12 protein-coding genes are annotated in these 22,656 nt (G+C 44.2%); 6 read left to right on the forward strand and 6 right to left on the reverse strand.

The window, feature by feature from the left end:
- Positions 1-659: 659 nt before the first annotated feature.
- From IH879_02080 to yqeC, 4 genes are all read right to left on the reverse strand, one after another.
- Complete coding sequence (locus tag IH879_02080) at positions 660-3,428, reverse strand: TonB-dependent receptor (protein ID MCH7673725.1); 2,769 nt, start codon at positions 3,426-3,428, stop codon at positions 660-662.
- A gap of 88 nt (positions 3,429-3,516) precedes the next feature.
- The gene (locus IH879_02085; GenBank protein ID MCH7673726.1) at positions 3,517-4,932 is read right to left on the reverse strand and encodes an aminopeptidase P N-terminal domain-containing protein; all 1,416 of its coding nucleotides are present in this window, start codon (positions 4,930-4,932) and stop codon (positions 3,517-3,519) included.
- 208 nt (positions 4,933-5,140) lie between these two features.
- Positions 5,141-8,140, reverse strand: coding sequence for an ATP-binding protein (locus IH879_02090; protein ID MCH7673727.1), 3,000 nt, complete (start codon positions 8,138-8,140; stop codon positions 5,141-5,143).
- A gap of 2 nt (positions 8,141-8,142) precedes the next feature.
- The gene (gene yqeC / locus IH879_02095; GenBank protein ID MCH7673728.1) at positions 8,143-8,904 is read right to left on the reverse strand and encodes a putative selenium-dependent hydroxylase accessory protein YqeC; all 762 of its coding nucleotides are present in this window, start codon (positions 8,902-8,904) and stop codon (positions 8,143-8,145) included.
- Positions 8,905-9,218: 314 nt separating this feature from the next.
- On the opposite strand from yqeC, the gene IH879_02100 reads away from it, so the two are divergent.
- The 6 genes from IH879_02100 to IH879_02125 all read left to right on the forward strand — a co-directional run bounded on the left by IH879_02100 (position 9,219) and on the right by IH879_02125 (position 20,141).
- A complete protein-coding gene (locus tag IH879_02100; protein MCH7673729.1) occupies positions 9,219-10,418 on the forward strand; it encodes an isocitrate/isopropylmalate dehydrogenase family protein in 1,200 nt (399 codons plus the stop codon).
- Positions 10,419-10,618: 200 nt separating this feature from the next.
- A complete protein-coding gene (locus IH879_02105; protein MCH7673730.1) occupies positions 10,619-11,869 on the forward strand; it encodes a citrate synthase/methylcitrate synthase in 1,251 nt (416 codons plus the stop codon).
- Positions 11,870-11,956: 87 nt separating this feature from the next.
- Positions 11,957-13,738, forward strand: coding sequence for an acyl-CoA dehydrogenase family protein (locus IH879_02110; protein ID MCH7673731.1), 1,782 nt, complete (start codon positions 11,957-11,959; stop codon positions 13,736-13,738).
- 60 nt (positions 13,739-13,798) lie between these two features.
- Positions 13,799-14,938, forward strand: a complete 1,140-nt coding sequence (locus IH879_02115; protein ID MCH7673732.1) for a thiolase family protein — start codon at positions 13,799-13,801, stop codon at positions 14,936-14,938.
- Positions 14,939-14,994: 56 nt separating this feature from the next.
- Positions 14,995-17,340: a 3-hydroxyacyl-CoA dehydrogenase gene (locus IH879_02120; GenBank protein ID MCH7673733.1), complete on the forward strand. Its 2,346-nt coding sequence runs from the start codon at positions 14,995-14,997 to the stop codon at positions 17,338-17,340.
- Positions 17,341-17,765: 425 nt separating this feature from the next.
- Positions 17,766-20,141, forward strand: coding sequence for an ABC transporter permease (locus IH879_02125; GenBank protein MCH7673734.1), 2,376 nt, complete (start codon positions 17,766-17,768; stop codon positions 20,139-20,141).
- Between the two features lie 79 nt (positions 20,142-20,220).
- Here IH879_02125 and IH879_02130 read toward each other — a convergent pair whose 3' ends face one another.
- Together IH879_02130 and IH879_02135 are read right to left on the reverse strand one after the other, a co-directional pair.
- Positions 20,221-21,099, reverse strand: coding sequence for an N-formylglutamate amidohydrolase (locus tag IH879_02130; protein ID MCH7673735.1), 879 nt, complete (start codon positions 21,097-21,099; stop codon positions 20,221-20,223).
- Positions 21,071-22,492, reverse strand: a complete 1,422-nt coding sequence (locus IH879_02135) for a glutathionylspermidine synthase family protein (protein MCH7673736.1) — start codon at positions 22,490-22,492, stop codon at positions 21,071-21,073. Before IH879_02135 ends, IH879_02130 begins: the two co-directional genes overlap by 29 nt.
- Between the last annotated feature and the right edge of the window lie 164 nt (positions 22,493-22,656).

A 22,656-nucleotide genomic window follows, 5' to 3' on the forward strand; every position in this document is an offset into this window, starting at 1 on the left:
ATAAAGATTATCATCATGGCTATTACAAAAATAACTAAGCCAGGTTCTTGCTCAGGGGTTTGAGCTTTTTGCAATTGAAAAGAAAGTCTAAACATTAAACCAAGGTAGAAAACGAGAAGCCCCCAAAACATACCTAAGGAAGCTCTAAAAAAATTAATTCGTCTTTGAAGTTTGGATTCAATAGTTCAATATTTTTTTCAATAAGTTCGAAGTCCTCAAGGCTTTGAATGTTTTGTCATTCAAGAATATTTTTTACAACGTATTCTACATCCTGTTTTATCCCATAATCTGCTGTTTGAGTTGGAACTGGGAAGAGATGTATAATCGATGGGAATATTAGGATCAACAAAAATAAAGGTGAGGTAAATGAGCCATTTCCGAACAAACCAATATAAATAAGAAATAATACAATGGTAATCACACAAAAATGAAAAAGCCGTCTAAAAGCACCATAATCGATCGCGACGAATAAATAGTTGCATGGATAGAAAAAATACGACTTTATATATGTTGTAACACGACTTTCTGAATAAAGTGAATCAGATAATATAAGCTTCCATTTTACCAAGAATGGCTTTTGAAGACTCATAGAGTGAACCTTGTTGAATATCCATAGGGTTAGCATTATGTTGATTTATTGCTTAAGAGGCTAATTACAATCATAACGTCTGTGTCAACCGCACCAACGCCAATCTGCCGATTTCCGGAAGCCCGACAAATTCTCTGTGTTTGTTATTTAGTAGATTTTGCACAGTTAAGTTTAAGCGCGTGTTATCAAAGAATGGCAAGGTGTAGGTGGCGTTTAAATCCAGAATTGTGTAACGGTCGACAGTCCCGGTAAATATTCCGGAATTTGCCGGAAAAGAATCCACGAAACGCAGTCTGAGGTTGCTGTCAAATCCGGCGTTTCTATTTCGATAGTTGAGGTTGGCGCCGAATTTGTGTTTGGGTGCATTCAACGCAATATCGGAAAAACCGTCCTGGCTTTTGAAGAAATCGCGGTTTATAAAAGAGTAATTACCGGTGATATTCCAGTTGCGATTGATTTGGTAAGTCAAACTTAAATCCAAGCCCGTTACCGATACATCTCCTAAATTACGATGGGTCAGAATGATATCCGTACCGCTTTGTACTTCTTGAGGAGAGATGACGCCAATTGGCAGTAACGCAAGACTGTCTAACATGAGAAAATCGTTCACAAATTGAGTTGCTTGTTCTAAAGTGACGTTCGGATCATTATTAGCAATGTCTTGGGCTAAGACCGGCCCCAGGGTTTCCGGATTGATAAAAACAGCAGGTGTTTCAACTCTGAGCGGTCCAATGAAATCTTTGATTTTTGAATGATAAAGATCCACACTCGCAAGCAGCTTGTTTTCAATGAGCCCTTTGTAACCTACCTCAAAAGTTGTTGTTGTAGTTTCAAAAAGCGGTTTAATGTTTCGGACAAATGAAATGTCCACCGGCTCTAATTCCTGGGTTTCCGTATTTATGACTCTCAGGTTTGCCGGGGCTGACTGACTTAATTGCGCAGGCAGGATACTTTCAAAAGCGCCCTGGAGGCCCGGGGGAATCTGGGAAAGAATCACTGCCCGAATTGCCGGCCAGACCGACTGGGCATCCGCAGGCAGGTAGGAATTAGCTTCCGGAATAAAGCCGTTGTCTGCCAGAAACCCACCAAATGCCGTGACCATTTGCGGCCGGCCGTTAGGATCAAAATTAAAGTTAAATCCTGAAGGCCAGGTGCCGCGCGCGCGAATCTCAAACAACGTCTCGCCGATAAAAGGAGCCAGGACAGCCAGACTGGGATCGATTGAGGTTGAGATACGCTGACCAACCACATCAGAGAACAAGTTGTCAGAAGTCGGAGTACTGAAAGCCCGGTTAAAAGTTAACCTAAAATTATTGGTAGGGGTTGGTTTAAAAACCAGAGCTGCTCTTGGCGAAAAGTTCAGACCATCCAGACGGTTGTGATCGTCGATACGGGCCGCACCCAGAAATTTTAATTTGGAAGTCAAATTGGTTTCCGACTGCAAATAGGCGCCGATTTCATTTACATTATCGTTATCCTCATTGCGGCCATTTACAGTTCCTTCTGACTCGGGCCGGGTGAGTAAAACATCGATACCGTATGTCAATTGTTGGCGGCTACTCAAAGACAAACTGTGCTGCGCCTGAGTCACAAACAGACTCGATTTGTTTATGACGAAATCTCCGGTTCTAAGAAAGTAAGTGTCCCCTGTACTAATTTTGTTTATAAATGCCTGTGCAAAAAAGTCTTTATAAATCAATCGTCCCTGGATATATTTAAAAGACGCGTCCAAAGCCTGAACCGCGCCCTGGTTAGTGATTTCAATATTGTCACCTCGGCTGAACCCGCCGTTTACAATAAATTTTAGTTCAGGTGAAAGATGGAAATCAAAACGTCCATCGAGATTGGTGCTTTTGATGTCGAAAATTCTTACGCCAATTCTAAGGGTATCCGGATCGGCGCCGTTTCTAATAGCATCCAAGCGGGCAACTATTTCAGTGGAATCTACCGAAGGAAAATCGTTGCCTTCATAATATTGCAGCGAAAATTTGTAGCCAATTTTATCGTTTAAAACGCCTGCATGCCTGATCGTGCCGATCAGTACACTTCTTTCACCGCCCCCGACACTGACTATGGTTCCTTTTGAATCGAAGGGAGATTTGGTTAAAACGTGCATGACCCCGTTAGCGCTGTTGGGGCCATAAAGTGCAGATGCAGGCCCTGAGACGACTTCGATGCGCTCAATATCCAAATTGCTGGCCGGAATCAATTGGAAGGCGTTAAGGCGTACCGCTGGAATCCTGGTGATACGGTTGTCAATAAGTGAAAGGAGGGATCCGGAAAAAAGATCATTAAATCCACGAACCACAACTCTCGATTGATTCAGTCCCGCTGAAATGATGTCAACAGCGGGCAAAGCTTTCAAGTGATCTGTAGGAGTTAGAGCTGTGCGATTTTCAATAGCTGCCGCATTGAGAACCGTAACCGAGGCCGGTGCATCAAGCACTTTTTCAGGACGCCTGGAAGCGCTTATACTGATTGGGTTAAATTCAATGGCTTTTACGGTGAGCATAATTTCAAGCTCTTTTGTTTCACCGTTTGAAATAAATAAATTCGGAATAACTTTTAGTTGGTAGCCAATATGTTTCACTTGAATCAAATAATTTCCCGGGGGAAGATTTTTTAATTCAAATTGGCCCGATTTTGAAGTGGCGGTACCTGTCTTAAGCTCGCCGGAAGTGACAATCACGTTGGCGCCGGCAAGCCCTTTATTGGTTTCTGCATCTGTTACGGTGCCTCGCAGGATTCCGGTCTGGGCACTTAAATCCGTTGAAAATGTAATGAGGAACGCAATTAATAAAATAAAATTCCTGGAAAATTGTCTTCGTGATTTTGCCATTCGCAGTTTCCTTTTGTTTCAGAGTCAGTATCAGTTTAAGATAACTTTATTACCATGCATTTTATTTCGATCGGGTAAGTGTGGAGTTTCAGTTGCTTATCGTCAAATTTCCAACCCCCTTGCCCTGCATCAATTTTTCAATTTCTGCAATTTCACGCGGCACATCTTTGCTCAAATTCTCAAATCCGCTTTCCGTCACTACAATGTCATCCTCAATGCGCACACCGATGTTCATATACTTTTCCACCCGCTGTCTTATTTTAGCGATTTCTTTTTCGGAGTATCCTCTTTCCTGCATCTTTTCAAAAACGTCGGTGCGAACGTAAAGTCCGGGTTCAACAGTAAAGACCATGCCCGGTGCCAAAGTCACCGACTCGCCATTTTGCGTATAAGCACCAACGTCATGGACTTCCAGTCCTATCCAGTGTGCATATCCGTGGAGAGAGAAGATCCGGTAATCTTTTTTATCTTTAATAAATCCAAGTTTCACTAAACCTTTTCCAAGAATATCATTGATAGCCTTGTCCAACTCGCTCTTCATTATACCCGGCTTGACCATGTTGATTGCGGTGTTTTGGGCATCCAGAACGATTTGGTAAATTTCTTTTTGTTCTGTAGTGAATTTACCGTTTGCAGGGACTGCGCGGGTAATGTCTGCAGAATAATAACCGTATTCGGCGGCGCAATCCATCAGGATCATGTCGCCGTCTTTGATTTTTTTATTGTTCAGGTTGTAGTGTAAAATCGTGCTGTTATAACCGGACCCGACGATGCAGTTGTATCCATTCCGAGGGGACCCATTTTTTCTGAACACATATTCAAACACCGCCTGAATTTCATGTTCGTACATACCCGGTTCAATCGATTTGATCGCTTCCAGGTGTGCCGCGACTGAAATATTGATTGCCTTTTTCAGGCCCATTTCCCAGTCGCCGTCATTCTTGATAAGCCGCATCTGATCGAGGAAAGGAGCCGGATCTGTGATCGCCCAATTACCGCCGCTGCGCCGCTCAATCAAACGTTTGCGGACGAGATCGTCGGTCTCGGGGTTAATCCCAAATGTGTAGTAAATTGGCCGGTCATATTGAATAAAACGAAAAATGGTACGATTGAAGTCTTCGATGTAAAGCGCGGTATCTGCCTTAAAGGTCGCCAGGGCGCCTTCAACGCCGGCGCGAGGACCGTCATAAGTCTCGCGGCGACGATCGCGCTTCCGAACATACATAATATATTTGTACTTCGGGTGGGAAGGATTGATGACAAGCATGGACTCGGGCTCTTCGAATCCGCTCAAATAGTAAAAATTGCTTTCCTGACGGTAAGGGTACTCAATGTCTAAATTTCTCAAGTAGACCGGTTTGCTCGGGAAAATCGCAATGCCATTCGGGTCGATTTTTTCCATGAAAGCAGCACGGCGATCTGCGAAAACCAGCATGTCTTTTTGTAGGGGTTGAGAATAAGCAGTTGTTGTAAGCAGAAGAAATATAAATATGAGTCGTTTCATTGTCCCTCCGAAAATTTGATAAATATAACCCTTATGTAACAAAACAGCAAGGACATTTTCGTTGGCTGAATTGAACCGTTTGTAAAGTAAGGTTTAGTAAAGAGTGCGTTCTTTTTTATTTCCCCACTGAAAAAGGAGGACTCGAAGCGATTCAGATTTTTTTAGAAAGTAGAAAACTTTTGTAGAATTAAGGAGGAAAGGCGACCCATTAAAGCCGTTCAAAAACTTTGTCTATTTTCTCTTTAATATCCGTGCGGTTTGGATGTGCAGTTAATACTTTTTCCCATTCGTTTAATGCCAGGCGATAGAGGCCTTGTTTAGCATAAATGATGCCCATGTTTTCATGTTCGGATTCGCTCTCAAATTGCAACTGTTTCAATTTCTCAAAAATTTGCACCGATTCGTCAAACATCTTATGTCGAAAATAAGTGACTCCCAAAAAACTGTAAGCTTTTTTAAATGTAGGGAAAAGCTTGTTCGCGACTTTGAAGCTATTAATTGCAGCAGCAAAATTTTTGTTGCGATAGTGGTAGATGCCCTCTTTAAGTAATGTGTTTTTTTGCTCATCCTGCTTATTTGGCTTAGCCTTTGCCCGGGGAGGCTCACTTTCGATTGTTTGGGTTTCTTTTACCGAGTTGCCATTTTGAGTTTCCGCCCTAAGAGCTTGCTCCGCCTGTTCGATTTTTCTCTTAATATCCGGTCTATCATGGTTTAGGTCTAATGCCGCTTTCCATTCTTTAAGCGCTGATTGATAGACGTCCTTCTTTTCGTAAATCAGAGCCAGATTCTCATGTGCAATCGACTCGCCAGGGTACTTTTTTTTGTATTGCTCATACACCGAAAGCGCCTCGGTCATCATACCATTTTTAAAATAGGCGTTCCCCAACAATAAGTAAATATTTTTTGAATCAGGTTCAATTTTGAGCAAATTTCGAAATGTGATAATTGCATCTTCAAATTGTTTTTTTTGATAGTGTTTGACGCCAGCCACAAGAAGAGCCTCTGCTTTTTCAGCAGGTTCAGCGGCTTCAGATTTAAATTCAACTGTGTTTTCCTCGACCTGCGGTGCGCTTGCAATTTCAATCTCCTCATTCTCGGAAACGAGGCTGCTTTCAGGTTCCGTTTTGATCGGTTCTGTGGCAGCCTTTACCTCTGGTTCTGACTCAGTCTGCCCGGATTCTGCAGCAGGCTTATCTGTCTTTGATATTAAGTTGTGAACTTTCTTTATCTTTGAAAATAAATCCTCAATAGATTCAACCAGAATTGAGTCGGCTTCGATTCCAAGATCGGCTTCTAGTATTTGTTCTTTTTCAGTTTGCGGTGTCTTTTTCTGTGCGGGCTCCGGCAGAAGCTTGATCTCTGCTTCAGGTTTCTCTTCAACTTTGCTTTCGAAACTTTCTTCCGTTACGATCTCTTCTTCGATCTGTCCCTCCGGCCTTTCCTCAGCCGGTTCAACTACCTTTTCTGCGCTCTCTTCCTTTTCTTCTTGTTTTTGAGGTTCTTCTGTGGATGTATCATCCTTGACTCTCCCAATTTGGTCGCCGGCAAAGTCATCAAAAATTGCATCAACTAACGAATCTGAGATATCCCCAATTTCGAAATCGAGGTCTGGTGCCTCAACGATTTCCTGGACGGGTTCAGGCGCCGTTCCCTGAATTTCTTCGATTTCCGGAGCAGATTCTAATTGAGGATCCGGATCCAATTCTTGAGCGGCTTCCTTGAAATTTGCCGCCGCAGATCTTGCAGTTTCAGCTTTTGAATTCAGGCAGTCTAAGAATTCAGACAAAGTGAATTCGAGATCCGCCTTAGCCGGAGAATTATTCTTTATACGTTTAGGTGCTTTGCCGGCTTTTTGGGTTTCTGCCGGTGGAGACGGTGCCGGTAATTGCCTGGAATTATACTCGGGCTTTTTCACAGTTATTTTGGCGGGATTAACAGCATCGAGACTGGATCCCTCGTTTTTATCAGGAGCGTCGTCGTCTGTTTTGGTGCCTGTTTCTTTTGCTTCGATTTGTTTAGGCGGATTAATTTTAGAGATTTTTTCGTTTAATATTCCCCATTCGGGATTTTCATTTGCCCTCTTAATAAAAGTGTCGACTTCATCGGCAATCTCGTCGGTTTCTGCGCCATGTCCTTTTTCCGGGTGTTTGAAAAATCTTCGTAGTGGATATTTAATTAAATAAGCCAAAAACAAAATTGCGATATAACCTACTCCGAGAACGATTAGGCCATTCCTAAGATGATGTATTTCTTCGATTTTAATTTGCCGTTCAAGGTAATCCTTAAGAAACATCACGCGAATTTTCCCCGAAAAGAAATCACGTTTTTGGGTCGTCAGTTTTTCAAATTCATAAATCCCCGTTCCATCAATTGAATAAGTAAAGATACCTTCTTTAATAAAAGTAACGCCATGGGGGCGCCTAAACGGTATTTGGATTTCTGCAGATTTTGTTGACCAGATAATTTTGCCGCTGCTGTCTGCTACCGAAATGCTATGAATTTGCCATACTTTCTCTTCATAAATAGGTTGCAGGTAGGTTTTTAAATAAATTGCACCATCGGCCGATTTCAAGAAATCCGCTCTCGTCGGGCCTAAATGATTGGCAATTATCGTTGATATTTCTTCCCCTGCAGAAAGAAAATCGGAAACCCGTTTGAACTCTGCTCTTTTATAAGAATAAAAGAAAAAGGATATTGTTAAAATTGTAAATACGGCGAGAAAATAAGGTGATTTTAGGATTTGAAGCGGAACAATCGAGGGCTTAAGCCTGAGCGGCCTTTTGGCAGGTTGGCGATGCTTTGTCAGCCGAAGCTCATTACCGGCATCCGTTTTAGAATACTCAATCTTATCGATTAATTTTCGCATGAGGAAGATTCCCAAGTGGGGTCTCTCGCCTGTTTCAGCCGAATTTAAAAGATCCGGTTCTTCAGCCCAATTGGGGTCAAAGAAAGGACCTTGATCGATCAGCACAAATGTGATGCTCTTTCTTTTTACAATAGCTTGGATTGTAATATGACTTTGTTGATCCCGGTAACCGTGTGCGATGATATTCGTCGCAGCTTCATCAATGGCTAATTTAAAAGTGTTAATTAGCTTTTCCGCCAGACCGTATTTTCTACCGACCCGATTTACGAATTCACGCAAATCCGGCATATAATCTTGGTGGCCGGGTACTTTAAGTTGCTCTTTCTGTGCGGGTTTAAACAAGATTAGGCCGTTTGATTGGGATTCACCTGTAAAATAGAATTATTCTTAATGCTCCCCAAAAAGATGGGATAATCACATTTTTTCATTAAATATTCTGCCAGTGATTTAGCGCGGTCTAAATTAAGATCGGTTTTATTTATAAAGATAGCAACATTCGAGGTGAGTGGTATTTTGCGAGTATAGCCGGCCGTGGATAAAAGCTCCTTTGCAATAATTTTCCGGGTCAACTTTGCTCCTAAAGCCATATTCCATTTTTTGGCAAACAACTCAGCCCGATGCACCGTTTGATCATTCAGAGGTTGGTGGACAATTTCTGAACCAATTACCATAATTACTTTATCCGTTGCTGCAGGAATAACCGGTTCGTGGGGCATGTGTGTTTTAAAAGGACGCTGCCTGGCCCCATCTGCTTCGACTAATACAATATTTGCGTACTTTTTAAATTTTCGGACAATCTCAGTATTGACTCCAACAAGCCTATCTTCTTTGTAGCGATCTTTGGCAACCATCACAATTTTAAACTCATCAAGCATATAAGTCAATTCTTCACGGATATCTTGGCCGCGATCTTTAAGCAGAACCAACCCCGTATTTGGAAACGGCTCAATCTTGGTGGTGGTTGTGAGGATGACTTTTAAATTAAGATTAACTAATTCCTGGCCGATCTTTTTTAGCAGGGAGGACTTTCCACCGCCTCCGATTACGGAGATAATTTGTCCCTTGAAGCTGTTAATCGAGGAACCCAGCAGTGAGTAAAACGGCATAAAAATATTGGATTTAGATTGTTGACAAGTTTAGAATTTCTGTAAACAAAAGTCAACCTTTGCTATAAAAGAGCAATCAAAAAAATACTTTTCCCTCAGATGCAACTCATTAAGTAGGTTCCTTAAAAATAAGCAAATAAGGTCGGTATTTTCAACCGTCCCTGCCAAATTTCTTGCTGAATTTTCACTTGATTGTCGTGTTCGGAATGTTATATTTATTAGTATTAAACGCAAGAGCATTGAAAAGCGTAATTCATAATTTTATTTTATAAACTGAGTTTCTATAAAAGAGATGAGAATAGAGGGAGAGTTGAATGAACAACGTTGATGTGGATGCAGCCAAAAATCATTTTGCAAATTTAATCGAACAGCAGTTAAATCGTGTTGAATCGATGAAAAAGAGGACGGACTGGGTGGATTACCGGTCCTTACGTCCTATTATTATTGGAATTTGTGGCGGAGATGGAATCGGACCCTTTATCGCAAAGCAAGCCCAGCGGGTTTTAGAGTTTTTACTAAAAGAGCAGCACGGCGCCGGGATGGTTGAATTTCGGATTATCGAGGGTTTGACTATCGAAAAGCGTGCTGAGGTAAGCAAGGCGATTCCCGACGATGTTCTCGAAGAGTTGAAAAAGTGCCATGTTATTCTTAAAGGACCAACTACAACACCCCGTAAAGGCGATCCCTGGCCAAATGTCGAGAGTGCGAATGTAGCCATGCGTAAAGAACTTGATTTGTTTGCCAACGTGCGACCTGTAAAAGTCCCGGCTGACGGCATTGATTGGGTCTTTTTCAGAGAAAACACCGAGGGTGCCTACGCCCTGGGTAGCAATGGCGTAAATGTCTCAGATGATTTGGCCATTGATTTTACCGTCACGACTCAGCAGGGTTCGGAACGGATCATCCGCCTGGCTTTTGAATACGCCAAGAAAAATAATATCGACAAAGTCACCCTGGTGACCAAGGCAAACGTGGTCAAAACCACCGACGGTAAATTTTTGGATATCGGCTACAAAATTGCTAAGGAATACCCGGGCATTGAGTGCGACGACTGGTACATTGACATCATGACGGCCAAATTGATAGATCCAAAACGCAGAACCCAATTTAAGGTGATGGCGTTGCCGAATTTATACGGGGATATTCTCACAGACGAGGCAGCTGAGTTTCAAGGCGGTGTTGGAACTGCGGGCAGCGCAAACATCGGGAAACAATACGCTATGTTCGAAGCCATTCACGGCAGCGCGCCTCGTATGGTCGATGAAGGCCGGGCACAGTATGCCGATCCGGCCAGTATGATTCGCGCAGCGGGTATGTTGAGTAGACATATTGGCTACGAGGACGGAGCCGACAAATTGGAAATGGCCTTGGATATCTGCGGCCAGTTTGAGAAGAAACTGTCCATAACCGGCCGGTCAACCGGGGCCAGCGGCCAGGAATATGCAGACTATATTATGGAAACGCTGCAGAATCCTGAACTTGAATCGAAGTGGAAGAGTTATCAAAGCAGCTAGGATTTTTCGGGGAATCTAAGAGAACTATTGAAAGGTCTTATTCAATAAAGAGTATCCGAATCGCTGATTTTTTTAAGTCAAAATCTGCTTAGCTTTTTAATCTTTCAAAGGTTTATCCGCATTAAAGTTAACCTCACAAAAAGACGACAATTAATTGAATAGGATTTAAGGAGATTTCTTTACCGACCAAGGAGACGCAAATGAGTGCAAGGGAAGTCAATGAATTGATTCGGCAGGCTGCAGACAAAGCCGCACGCGAAACCGATTCCGAACCTGAACCCGGGCTAACGGAAGAGATCAACTGGCCGATTGAAGTAAAGTTGCAAAGAGGTCTCGCAGGGGCGATTTCCAATACAACTCAAATTGGTTACGTCAACGGCGCTAAAGGGTGGTTGATTTACCGCGGATATAATTGTTTTGATTTGGCAGAAAAATCGAGCTTTGAAGAGACGTGTTATTTGCTACTCTACGGAAAACTGCCCAACTCCTCTGAGTTGAACGCTTTTGACGAAAAACTCAAAAAATACCGTACTGTTCCCCAGCCAGTACTCGATGTTTTAAAAATGATTCCCACAAAATCGAGTCACCCCATGTCAGCTTTGGCAACCACTATTTCTATGCTTGGCAATTTAGATGCACAGTCGGAGGACACTTCCGTTGAAAATGAAACCGAAATTTCTCTCAAACTGATTTCACAAATGGCGACGTTAGCCGGGGCCATTGGTAGAATCCGTGAAGGAAAAGACCAGGTGTCGCCAAATCCGGAATTGAGTCATGCGGGAAACTTCCTTTATATGCTAACCGGCAACGTTCCTGACGAAATGAGTGAGCGCATCATGGATGTTTCTCTGATTTTGCACGCCGATCACGGTATGAATGCGTCGACTTTTACAACAATGGTGGTAAATTCTTCTTTGTCCGATATGTACAGTTCAGTCGTCGGCGGAATCTGCAGTTTGAAAGGTCCCTTGCATGGCGGTGCGAACGAACAAGTTGTGCTCAGTTTACAGGAAATCGGCAGCGTTGACAATGTCAATACGTGGTATCAGAAAAAACGCGCAGCCAAAGAGAAAGTGATGGGATTTGGACACCGCGTTTACAAAGCTTACGATCCCCGCGCAAGAATATTTGGCCCCATTGCAAAGCTCCTGGCTGAAAAGAATACTGAAAATAAGATCATTTATGAAATCGCTGCAAAACTGGAAGAAATAGTAGTTTCTGAATTAGGCATGGAACGAAAGATTTTTCCGAACGTTGATTTTTACTCGGGAATTATTTACAAAGCGATGGGCATTGACACGAACATGTTTACGCCTATTTTTGCGGTCAGCAGAATTGCCGGCTGGACTGCACGAGCGTTGGAATATTTGGCCGACAATCGTCTGTTCAGGCCGCGAGCGGTTTACACCGGACCGACAAAAATTGATTATAAGCCTATCGCGGAAAGATAGAAATATTTTTTATTAACGCGTAGGCTGTAAGTAATAGTATTTTGAGAGGGAGGAGAGTTTACCTCCCTTTTTTCGTGGAATTATTGAATGGATTCAATTAAGTATATTGAAAGGACGCAAAGCATGAAAACCGGCGGTGATTTTCTTACCAAACAAATCTGCACCGAAGAGATTTTTACTCGCGAGAAGTTCTCACCCGAACAAGAAGAAATCGCTAAAACAGTAGAAGAGTTTGCACGAGAGCGAATTCGTCCCAACAAGCAGGAGATCGAGAAATACAACAAAGATCTGTCTCTCCAACTGCTGAGAGAATGCGGTGAGCTTGGCCTTTTAAGCGTCGATATTCCGGAAAAGTATGACGGTCTTGGCCTCGACAAAGTCACATCCGCCATCGTAGCGGAAACTATGGGATTCGGGTTATGTGCCTCTTTTTCCGCAACCATGGGCGCGCATTCCGGTATCGGCACCCTGCCGATCGTCTTTTTTGGAAACGACCCCCAAAGGGGAAAATATCTTCCGAAGCTTGGCACCGCTGAGCTGGTCTCCGCCTACTGTTTAACCGAACCCGAATCCGGGTCCGACGCATTAGCTGCGAAAAGCACGGCAGTTTTATCCGAAGATGGCAAAAACTATGTGCTGAATGGTACCAAGCAGTTCATCACCAATGCCAGTTGGGCCGATCTGTTTATCATTTTTGCCAATGTCGACGGTAAATTTACCGGCTTCATTGTCGAGCGCACCACGCCGGGTTTGTCCATTGGGCCCGAGGAGAAAAAGATGGGCATCAAAGGGTCGTCAACCTGCACGGTTTATCTGGAAAATGTCCACGTACCGGTTGAAAATGTTCTGGGAGAAATCGGTCAAGGTGCCGCGATTGCGTTTAACACGCTGAATATCGGCCGGTTTAAATTAGGAGCCGGGACTTTAGGTGCTTGCAAAGCTGCAACTGAGGAAACTCTGCAATACGCTTCGGAAAGAAAACAGTTTGGACAATCGATTAGAAATTTTGATGTCATCAAAGGGTATTTTGCGGATATGGTTATTCGCACATTTGCACTTGACAGCATTATTTATAAAACCGTCGGGCTCATCGACCAAGCTGTCTCTGAAATCGATGAGTCCTCACCGACTTACAACAAAGAAGTTGCCGAAGCCATTGAAAGATACGCCATCGAAGCCTCGATTTGTAAAGTTGTGGGCAGTGAAACCCTGTGGTTTGTAGCAGACAAAGGCCTGCAAATTTACGGCGGCTACGGCTTTATCGAAGAGTATCCTATGGCTTCTGTTTTGCGTGATAACCGTATAGATAGAATTTTTGAAGGAACCAATGAAATCAATCGTCAAATCATCTCGGGTTATTTCTTGAAAAAAGCGCTGATGGAAGAACTGCCGATTAGAGAGAAAATAAAAGAGAATGGCAATGGGCTCGCCGGGATGGATGATCATTTGGACGTTCTTTCTAAGGAAAAACGTGGAATCGAAGCAGCCAAGGCAGCGGTGCTTTATGTCTTTAATGAAGCCATTTGTAAATACGGACAAGACCTTCCCAATGAGCAGCAGATCGGCTCTTTGCTCAGCGATTTGTTTTCGGATATTTATTTGGTGGACAGCGTTCTCAAAAGGGTGATTCAAAAGTTTGCCACTTCTGAAGTCGATCGCAATTGGCTGGCAATTGCCCGCGTTTTTTCTGCTGAAAAGTTCTATGAAATAAGTTCGTCATGCAAAAAAATAATTTCTTCTATTTTAGAAAACAAAGCATTGGAAGATGGACTAAGCGGCTTAGATACATTTGACAAAAAAATGCATTTGACGACAAATGTATTTGAGTTGAAGCGTCAAGTTGCAGAAAATTTGTATGAAAAGAATTAATAAACCTTGTAGGTTTTCAAAACCTACAAGGTTTAAGATCCAAAATAAAAGGAGCACAAAATGTCAAATCAGGATAGATTTACGGTAATAATCGATGCGGCGCGCAGTCCAATCGGCGTTAAAAACGGCAAGCTGGTTGGGATTCGTGCTGATGATTTGGCCGCGCAAGTGATCAAAGGTTTGCTGGAAAGAAACCCGAAATTTCCCAAAGCTAAAATCGAGGATGTGGTTTTAGGGTGTGCTTTTCCAGAAGCGTCTCAGGGCATGCTGATCGCTCGTGGTGTATCAGTTCTTGCCGGTATTCCTGAGCAGGCTGGCGCGAAGGTGGTCAACCGTTTTTGTGGATCTTCCATGGATGCAGTTCACCAGGTCGACCGCGCCATTTTAGTCGGTGACATCGAGGCAGGAATTGGCGGCGGTGTCGAGGATATGTTTTCCATACCCATGGGTGGGTTTAATCCGAGCCTTAATCCGAAATTAGCAGAAATGCAGTTTTACATGGGCATGGGGGAGACCGCTGAGAATCTCGCTAAAGATGGCAATATCAGCCGAGAGGCACAGGATAAATTCGCAGTTGATTCACACGAAAAAGCGCTGGACGCCTTGAAAAACAATCGCTTTGAAAAAGAAATTATTCCGATTCAAGTGAACGGCACAATTGTCAAGCAGGACGAAGGTCCGCGCCAACCTGATTTGGAAAAAATAAAATCACTTGCGCCCGCTTTTCTCAAAGATGGCAGCGTCACCGCAGCTACCAGCAGTCCTTTTTCAATGGGCGCTTCAGCCATGTTGCTGGCCAGTAATGAAATGGCTCTCGAATTAGATTTGCAGCCAAAGGCGAAAATAGTCGCCCGCGCATTCGCAGGTGTCGATTGGAAGCGTATGGGCATGGGCCCAATTCCAGCGACTGAAAAAGCCCTGAAGAGGGCCGGCATGACTATCAACGATATAGACGTGATTGAGTTAAACGAGGCATTCGCAGCTCAATCTATATATGTTATTGAAAAAGCTGGCTGGCCAATGGACAAAGTTAACTTGAACGGCGGTGCTATTGCATTGGGTCATCCACTTGGGTGTTCGGGTGCACGAATTTTAACCACGTTGCTGAACGTCATGGAACAAAAGAAAGCCAGAACGGGTCTCGCCACCATGTGCATCGGCGGCGGTCAAGGAATCGCAACTATCATAGAGAGAGTGTAGGGCAAAAACCTTGCAGGTTTTTAAAACCTGCAAGGTTTAAAGAATGGAGATACAACATGGCAGAAAAAATCGAAAAAGTTGCGGTTCTCGGTGCCGGGGTGATGGGGGCGCAATTGGCAGCGCATTTGTCAAATGCAGGCCTTCCTTCTTATCTGTTTGACATTTCTCAAGAAGTGGCCGAAGAAGGGTTGCAAAACGCTTTGAAACTTAAGCCCGCACCTTTTTATAATCCCAGGACGGCCGGCCTGATCACACCTTGCAATTATGACGACCACATCGAAAAACTCCGCGAAGTAGATTGGGTGTTGGAAGCGGTCGTCGAGCGCCTGGACATCAAGCATTCGCTTTTTAATCGGATGGCGCCATACTTAAAAGAAAACGCAGTGGTTTCTTCCAATACTTCCGGGCTTTCCATAAAAAATATGATGGAAGGTATGCCGGAGAACTTACAAAAGCGCTTTCTGGTGACTCACTTTTTTAACCCGCCAAGATATATGCGACTTTTGGAGATTGTCGCGGGGGAGCAGACCCATCCAAAATGTATTGATTTGCTCTCTGATTTCTGCGAGAGTACTCTTGGTAAAGGCCTCGTCATTGCCAAAGATACGCCCAATTTCATCGCCAATCGCATCGGCACTTTTGGCATGATGCTGAGCTTGAAGTTGGCGCAAGAGATGAAATTGGCTGTTGAGGAGGTAGACAAAATCACTGGAACCATTATCGGGCGGGCCAAGAGCGCGACTTTCCGGACTGCGGATGTTGTGGGCCTTGATACTTTGGCGCACGTTGCCAGAAACACTTACGAATTTTGCCCGGATGATGAGTCTCGTGAAATTTTTCAGGTGCCGGATGTTCTGCAGAAGATGCTGGATAACGGCCAATTGGGACAGAAGACCCGGAAAGGGTTTTATCAAAAAGTCGGTAAAGAAATTCTCTCGTTGAATTTTGAAACGCTTGAATATGGCCCGCAAAAGCAAGTGCGTTTTGACGGCTACCGCGTGGCAAAGGGATTTACTGATACTGCAAAACGAATCAATGCTCTGGCTTATAGCGAGGATGCCGCCGGAAAATTCTTCTGGGAGCTTCTGGCCGGCACTTTGATTTACACCGCCAATCGCGTAGGGGAAATCGCCGATGATATTGTCAACATCGATAACGCCATGAAATGGGGATTTGGCTGGGAGTTCGGTCCGTTTGAAACCTGGGATGCCATCGGCCTCGAGAAGTCGGTCAAACGCATGAGCGATGAGAGCAAGAAAGTGCCTGCCTGGGTTCAGGAGATGCTGAAATCCGGTCAGACTTTATTTTATGCTCAACAAAAAGGACATAAAACCTATTTCGATTTTTCAACAAAAGAGCAACGCACCCTGCAATTAGGGCCTAAACAGATTAATCTGGCTCTTGAAAAAGAAAAAGGCAATGAGCTCAAAAAGAACTGGTGTGCGAGTTTAATCGATATCGGTGATGGCGTGGCCTGTCTGGAATTTCACAGTTCGCTGCAGCCGACCCTGAATCCTATCGATGCGTCAATTATCGATATGATGGAAGCCGCTTTGGAGATTGTGCCGAAAGAAGGATTCAAGGGATTGGTCATCGGGCATCAGGGGCAGAATTTTTCTGCCGGCGCTAATTTGGCGCTGATCCTTCAACTGTGTGAAGCAAAGGATTGGAAACGGATTGAGCAAATCACCAAGACGTTCCAGGATGTGGCTCAGAATTTGAAATTTTCCAACTTCCCGGTGGTTGCGGCGCCGTTTAATTTGTGCCTGGGCGGCGGCTACGAGGCGGCCGCATTGGCAAATCGCATCGTGGCCTCGGCGGAGTTATATTGCGGCCTGGTTGAAGTTGGTGTGGGGCTCATCCCGGGCGCCGGCGGAAATCTCAGGGTATTGCTCAATAACATGCAAACCATGGAGAAAGCCCGAACCGGACCGTTCCCGGTTGCGCAAAAGGCCTTTGAAACAATTGGCTACGCTAAAGTCTCGACCTCGGCGAAAGAAGCCGTCAAACTTGGCTTGTTAACCAGAAACGACCGCATTGTTTTGAATTCCGACCACTTAATTATTGAAGCCAAGCAGACCGTGCTTGAAATGAGCGAGAATTTTGAGCCGCCGCAACCCCGCGAGGATTTGATTCTGCCGGGTGAGGGCGGCAGATTGGCCATTGAAGGAGCTTTGAATGATTTGGTGAAAGCCGGCAAAATCTCCGGGCACGACCGCTTGATTGGCAGCAAACTGGCTAATGTTCTCACCGGTGGTAAAAAGTCCTCCCCAACCTCCCCGGTTGATGAACAGACCATTCTCGATTTGGAACGGGAAGCGTTTGTGAGCCTCTGCGGTGAGAAGCTCTCGCAGGATCGCATGAAGTTTATGCTGAAGAAGGGGAAGCCGCTGCGGAATTAGTGGGTCAAACGATTCCAATCTATCAAAAGGTTAGAGATAATTGATAAACTCCTCGACGCTCAATTCTGCTTGATGAAGAATACTTTTGAGTGTGCCTTTCTTCAAATCAATTACTGACTACAGAAATTCGTAACCGTGTTGGCCTCCGGATCCAAATGCTTGGAGGTTCGAGTCCTCCTGGCGTAGTTAATATCATCTTCTTCATCTGCTCACGCCCCTCTTTAATTGACACCTTTTCCCTGCTCAGTTTTTAACCTAAGCCGTCTCCCCCTTTTGAATCGAATGTCTCTATTCTCCGGATGGAAGAATAAGCCACCACAAGATATTTGGATAAACGGGACAACCCTTTAGCGATTGATTGTGTCTAACCTGATGAATTTCATTTGTCCTTTTAGACCGTTTGATCAAGCCGGAGGAGACCGTCCATGTTCAAAAATTATATCAAAACAGCGATCAGGAATATCCTGGGACAGAAAACATATTCCTTGATTAATATCGCTGGCCTTTCTCTCGGCATGGCGTGCAGCATCCTTATTATGCTGTGGGTGCAGGACGAACTCAACTATGACCGCTTTCACAAAAATGCCGACTCAATCTACCGGGTAGTAGAAGACCAGTATTATTCGGACGGAACCTATCATGTTACCGTGACGCCGTTTCCGGTCGGACCGGCTTTTAAGGAGGAACTGCCGGAAGTCATCGATGCGGCCCGGCTGTGCTGGAACGTCGGCTTTTTGATGCGATACGGGGACAAGGCGTTTTTTGAAACCGGCATCCGACCGGTGGATCCATCTTTCCTCGATATGTTTACCTTTCCGTTTGTCCGGGGAGACGCAGCGACAGCTTTTGAAAATACACGTTCGATTGTCATTACTGAAGAGATGGCGCAGAAATATTTTGGCAATGACGATCCGATGGGAAAAATATTTTCCGCCAACAACAAATATGATTTTGTGGTGACGGGTGTCATGACCGACGTTCCGCCGAATTCATCTCTCGAATTTGATATGCTCATCCCGTTTGAGTTTACCAAAGAGCTGGGGTGGTACAATGAGCGCTGGGGTAGCAACTCGATCCAGACCTATGTACAGGTTGAGGAGAGCAGCGACATCACAGCTGTCAACAAAAAGATGACCGAAATTGTGCATTCCCATAACGAGGAGTCGACGACCGATTTTTTGCTGGCTCCGCTTGTGGATATGCATTTGCATAGCTACTGGGGGTACGGCCATGAAATGGGCAATATTCAGTATGTCTATATCTTCGGCGTTGTGGCCCTGTTTGTATTGTTGCTTGCCTGTATCAATTTCATGAATCTGTCCACGGCCCGCTCCGCTAACCGGGCCAAAGAGATCGGCCTGCGCAAGGTTTGTGGGGCGTTGAGAAGCAGCATTGCCGGACAGTTTCTTGGCGAGTCGATTCTTATGGCTTTTGCAGCGTTGGTTTTTGCAATTCTGTTGGTTAGCAATTTGCTTCCCCTGTTCAATCACATTTCAGGAAAAGAAATCACCTCTGCTGTCTGGGCGCAGCCCGATATTCTGATCGGACTGGTTGTCATCACGCTTCTAACCGGCATCATTGCCGGAAGTTACCCGGCATTGTTTCTCTCAGGATTTGAGCCTGTACGTGTTCTGAAAGGAAAGTTGAAATCGGGGGCAAAAAGCTCTGCGCTGCGAAAAGGGTTGGTTGTCGCGCAGTTCGCGCTCTCGGTCATGCTGATGATCGGTACGGCGGTAGTTTATAATCAGTTTGTGTTTATGAAGAACAAGAATCTCGGTTACGACAAAGAGCACGTTCTTTATATCCGCATGCGCGGCGACATCGGGGAATCGTACCAGGTATACAAGAATGAGCTGCTCAAACACCCGCAGATTCTCGATGTCACAGCCTCACGCCAACAGCCCGCGAGTATCGGCTCTAATTCCTCCGGCGCGGAATGGGATGGCAAAGATCCGGAAAAAGAAGACGTGCTGATCAGCTTCAGCACGGTGGATTACGACTATGTCGAGACGCTGAAGATTGAGATGGTGCAGGGGAGAAGCTTTTCTCCCGAATTCCCGTCCGACCTGGGGACGGATTCAACGGGTGCTTTTGTTGTCAACGAGGAGATGGCGCGCATCATGGGGGTCGAGCCCATCGTTGGCGCGAACTTGTCTTTTATGGGACAGAAAGGAAAGATCATCGGGGTGATGAAGGACTTTCACTATCACTCAGTACGCACGGAAATTATGCCGCTGGCTCTGGCTCTTGGGGATCCTGAGCGACTCGGCTATATCGGTATTCGTATTCAACCCGGCGATATCTCAGTTTCCACAGAGGTGATCCGGGATGTATGGGACAGAATTATTCCGAACTACCCCATCGAATTTAAGTTTCTCGATCAAGAGCTGGATCGGATGTACCGGACAGAAGAGCGCATGGTGGATATTCTGAAATATTTTGCCATTCTTGCGGTCTTCATCTCATGCCTGGGACTTTTCGGACTGGCGTCGTACATGGCGGAACAGCGCACAAAAGAGATTGGCGTCCGCAAAGTGCTGGGAGCGACGGTGACGAATATCGTCATGCTGTTGTCAACGGAGTTTGCCCGCTGGGTACTGCTCGCCAATCTCGTCGCCTGGCCGGTGGCGTATGTAGTTATGACCAACTGGCTGCAAAAGTTCGCCTATCGCGTGGAACTTGGCTGGCTGACTTTCATATTCGCGGGAGTTCTCGCGCTTGTTATCGCCCTGCTGACGGTAAGCTCGCAAGCTTTGAAATCCGCTGTTTCTAACCCGGCTGAAGCGTTGCGGTATGAGTAAAGAATTGTATGCTATAGTTTTGCGAACAACGTTTGGTGTGCGAGGCCGGAAGTTAGGGTCGAACCCCGTCTGATTAGTTTTATACCTGTGATGGGTTACATTTCATAAAGAAACTTGATGTTGTTAGATTTTTAACCATGGCCGAGAAGTCAAGAATCAACTTTTCAAGTTTATCGTCAAAAAGTTCCCCGGACAACTCATCCATGAATATTTTTTTGTATTCCAATGCTAAGACAAGCAACCGATCGTAATTTGCCTGGCTAAGTCGCCGAGCCATATAACCGCCCTCAAAAAGGGCATTTTCCATCACACGAATCGGATATCCATTGATTCGTGTAAGCGATAATTGTTCAATCAATTTTTCAATCCCCGAACCAAAAAGATTCCGATTAACAGCTTTTGTCCCAACATTAATTTCCGGCTTGGGATCTTCGAACCAGGCCAGAATTTCCTCTCTTTGATAGCAGTACGAGTGCATATCAAAGATTACGGCATATCTATTCTGCTGCAATAGATACGCAGTGACAATATCTATGAGATCATGAAATTCATTATGTTTCATGATAGGGATAGTTCGTTCTTGTTGAGTTAACTTTTGCCTCCAGATTTTCAATCCCCAAGATTTTTCTTTAGTATCATAAATAGCCCGGAAGGGTTCTCTGTTTAGATCATATTCAAAACGTGATTCCCGGCCAATAATTTGCATAGGAAAGTCCTTTATGAACCGGTCTGTGAAAGGGTCTTCCTCTCGAAAACGGTCCGCTTTACTAACCATCATTTTCTCTAGCACTTCGGGTCGGATTCGTTTTCCGGCATGCATAGCAACGCCAGCAAAAAATGTGGGTTTTAGAAAATGAAATTCCGAAGAGCCCAATACAGTGATACCGGAGAATGGTAATTCATTCTGTTCCAATTTCTGTTGTATCTCCTTAAGCGAATAACTTTTTGCTACTTTCATATCCATCAACTGTTGGGCTATGATGTCCTTTTTTTCTAGCTGCACTCAAAGTTGGGACTAAACCTCCACCAGCGCTGACGTTTATGACAGAACTGTCCGAGACTCGAGTAATTGTCCCGCTGTACTTTCCCAGAAGTGCGAATGGATTAATATTGACTTTTTTTAATTGCAATGAGATGTCATCTTTGATTACTGGAAATATATCATGCGGAGTGTCGACGTATTCCTGAACGACCCACGCTTCATCATAAAGATGTTCACTCATAATTTTTTCCCAGGTCCCCTGCTCTGTCTCCCGTCCAAGATACACATCTTTGCCGCCATAAGAGTTTGCAGGCTTGAGTACGAGAAGATCTTTGTTCTCAATAATAAAATCTTTAAGATGAAAAGAAGCATTCTTGTACGTGACTTTTGTGTCTGCCAATATTTTTGTCCACGGGATCGTTTTCTTGATCACATTTAGTTCGTTTTCTGAAAAAATCCCCTGGAAACGTGGATCTGTGATGAGAGCAAGCACTTTTTTATTTCCAACGATATATGACCGAAATGAGTTACAACAGCACACTAAACCATCTTTGATGCTCTGGACAAATTCAGCAACCTGATCCCATTTTTCTAACAGTTCACGAGTAATGACTCGTTTGTAGACCAGATGTACTTCCCGACCATCGGCAAGTGCCTTACCAGCGCTTATTTTAAAATTAAGCGGACTGCTGACAATAGTTTCGTAACCTCTTTGTTCAAAGTATTTCTTCAAAAGATGAAATTCCGAAAACGTTGAGACATTATCCCAATCCACAATCGCTATAACAGGCTTGGCAGGCAAAGATTGCGAATTGTTACGAAATTCATTATAGCAGGTGAGAAGAGCTTTGAGGAGTAGACCTTGCCGGTCGATATAATCGATTTTCCACTGACTTAGAAATGGATAGTCCTTGAACAATTCTTTGAATCCATCTTCCATTACGTCTGAATAGGCAAGTCCCGCCGGAGAGTCACAATTGAATTCTAAAAACTTGACCGAATAGTTATTTAAAAATGCATCAAGTCGACTAATGACCAGGGGTGTATTGTAGCCAGGATTAATGGCAAAGAGTTCGTTCTCCATGTCACTGAACTTCATGATTCGGCGCACGACCTCATCAGACATATAAAGGTGAATAAATTTATTCAATGCACTACTTATTTGATCCACGGCATAGATTAACGTTTGTGTTTGTTTCGGGGAAACAAAATTCGGCTTTAATAGTGTGGGCATGGGCTTGCCGTTAAAGAGGCACATATGGTCAATGAGATATTTGTTAAGGAATTTGAGCTGCTTGGCTGAATTACTCGCACTCTTTGCCTGATGAATCAAATAGGACATATTAAGGATTGCAATTTGATCAAGCATACTAGTTTCCCAAAATCTATATTTGAAATGAGATTACCATTTGCATGCTCTAAATATAAAAATATTCCGCCAATTCTATAATTTATTCAAGCAAGAAAAACTCATGGGGATTGGAGTTTGAAAAATCTTATAATATCTTCACAAATTAAGAATTCCGCGGGTGT

The organism is candidate division KSB1 bacterium, from assembly GCA_022562085.1.
Classification (GTDB): domain Bacteria; phylum Zhuqueibacterota; class Zhuqueibacteria; order Oceanimicrobiales; family Oceanimicrobiaceae; genus Oceanimicrobium.

Bases quoted from the DNA above. Each gene is read 5' to 3' on its own strand.
- IH879_02080 (MCH7673725.1), bottom strand. From the start codon at position 3,428: ATGGCAAAATCACGAAGACAATTTTCCAGGAATTTTATTTTATTAATT.
- IH879_02085 (MCH7673726.1), bottom strand. From the start codon at position 4,932: ATGAAACGACTCATATTTATATTTCTTCTGCTTACAACAACTGCTTAT.
- yqeC (MCH7673728.1), bottom strand. From the start codon at position 8,904: ATGCCGTTTTACTCACTGCTGGGTTCCTCGATTAACAGCTTCAAGGGA.
- IH879_02100 (MCH7673729.1), top strand. From the start codon at position 9,219: ATGAACAACGTTGATGTGGATGCAGCCAAAAATCATTTTGCAAATTTA.
- IH879_02105 (MCH7673730.1), top strand. From the start codon at position 10,619: ATGAGTGCAAGGGAAGTCAATGAATTGATTCGGCAGGCTGCAGACAAA.
- IH879_02110 (MCH7673731.1), top strand. From the start codon at position 11,957: ATGGATTCAATTAAGTATATTGAAAGGACGCAAAGCATGAAAACCGGC.
- IH879_02115 (MCH7673732.1), top strand. From the start codon at position 13,799: ATGTCAAATCAGGATAGATTTACGGTAATAATCGATGCGGCGCGCAGT.
- IH879_02120 (MCH7673733.1), top strand. From the start codon at position 14,995: ATGGCAGAAAAAATCGAAAAAGTTGCGGTTCTCGGTGCCGGGGTGATG.
- IH879_02125 (MCH7673734.1), top strand. From the start codon at position 17,766: ATGTTCAAAAATTATATCAAAACAGCGATCAGGAATATCCTGGGACAG.
- IH879_02130 (MCH7673735.1), bottom strand. From the start codon at position 21,099: ATGAAAGTAGCAAAAAGTTATTCGCTTAAGGAGATACAACAGAAATTG.
- IH879_02135 (MCH7673736.1), bottom strand. From the start codon at position 22,492: ATGCTTGATCAAATTGCAATCCTTAATATGTCCTATTTGATTCATCAG.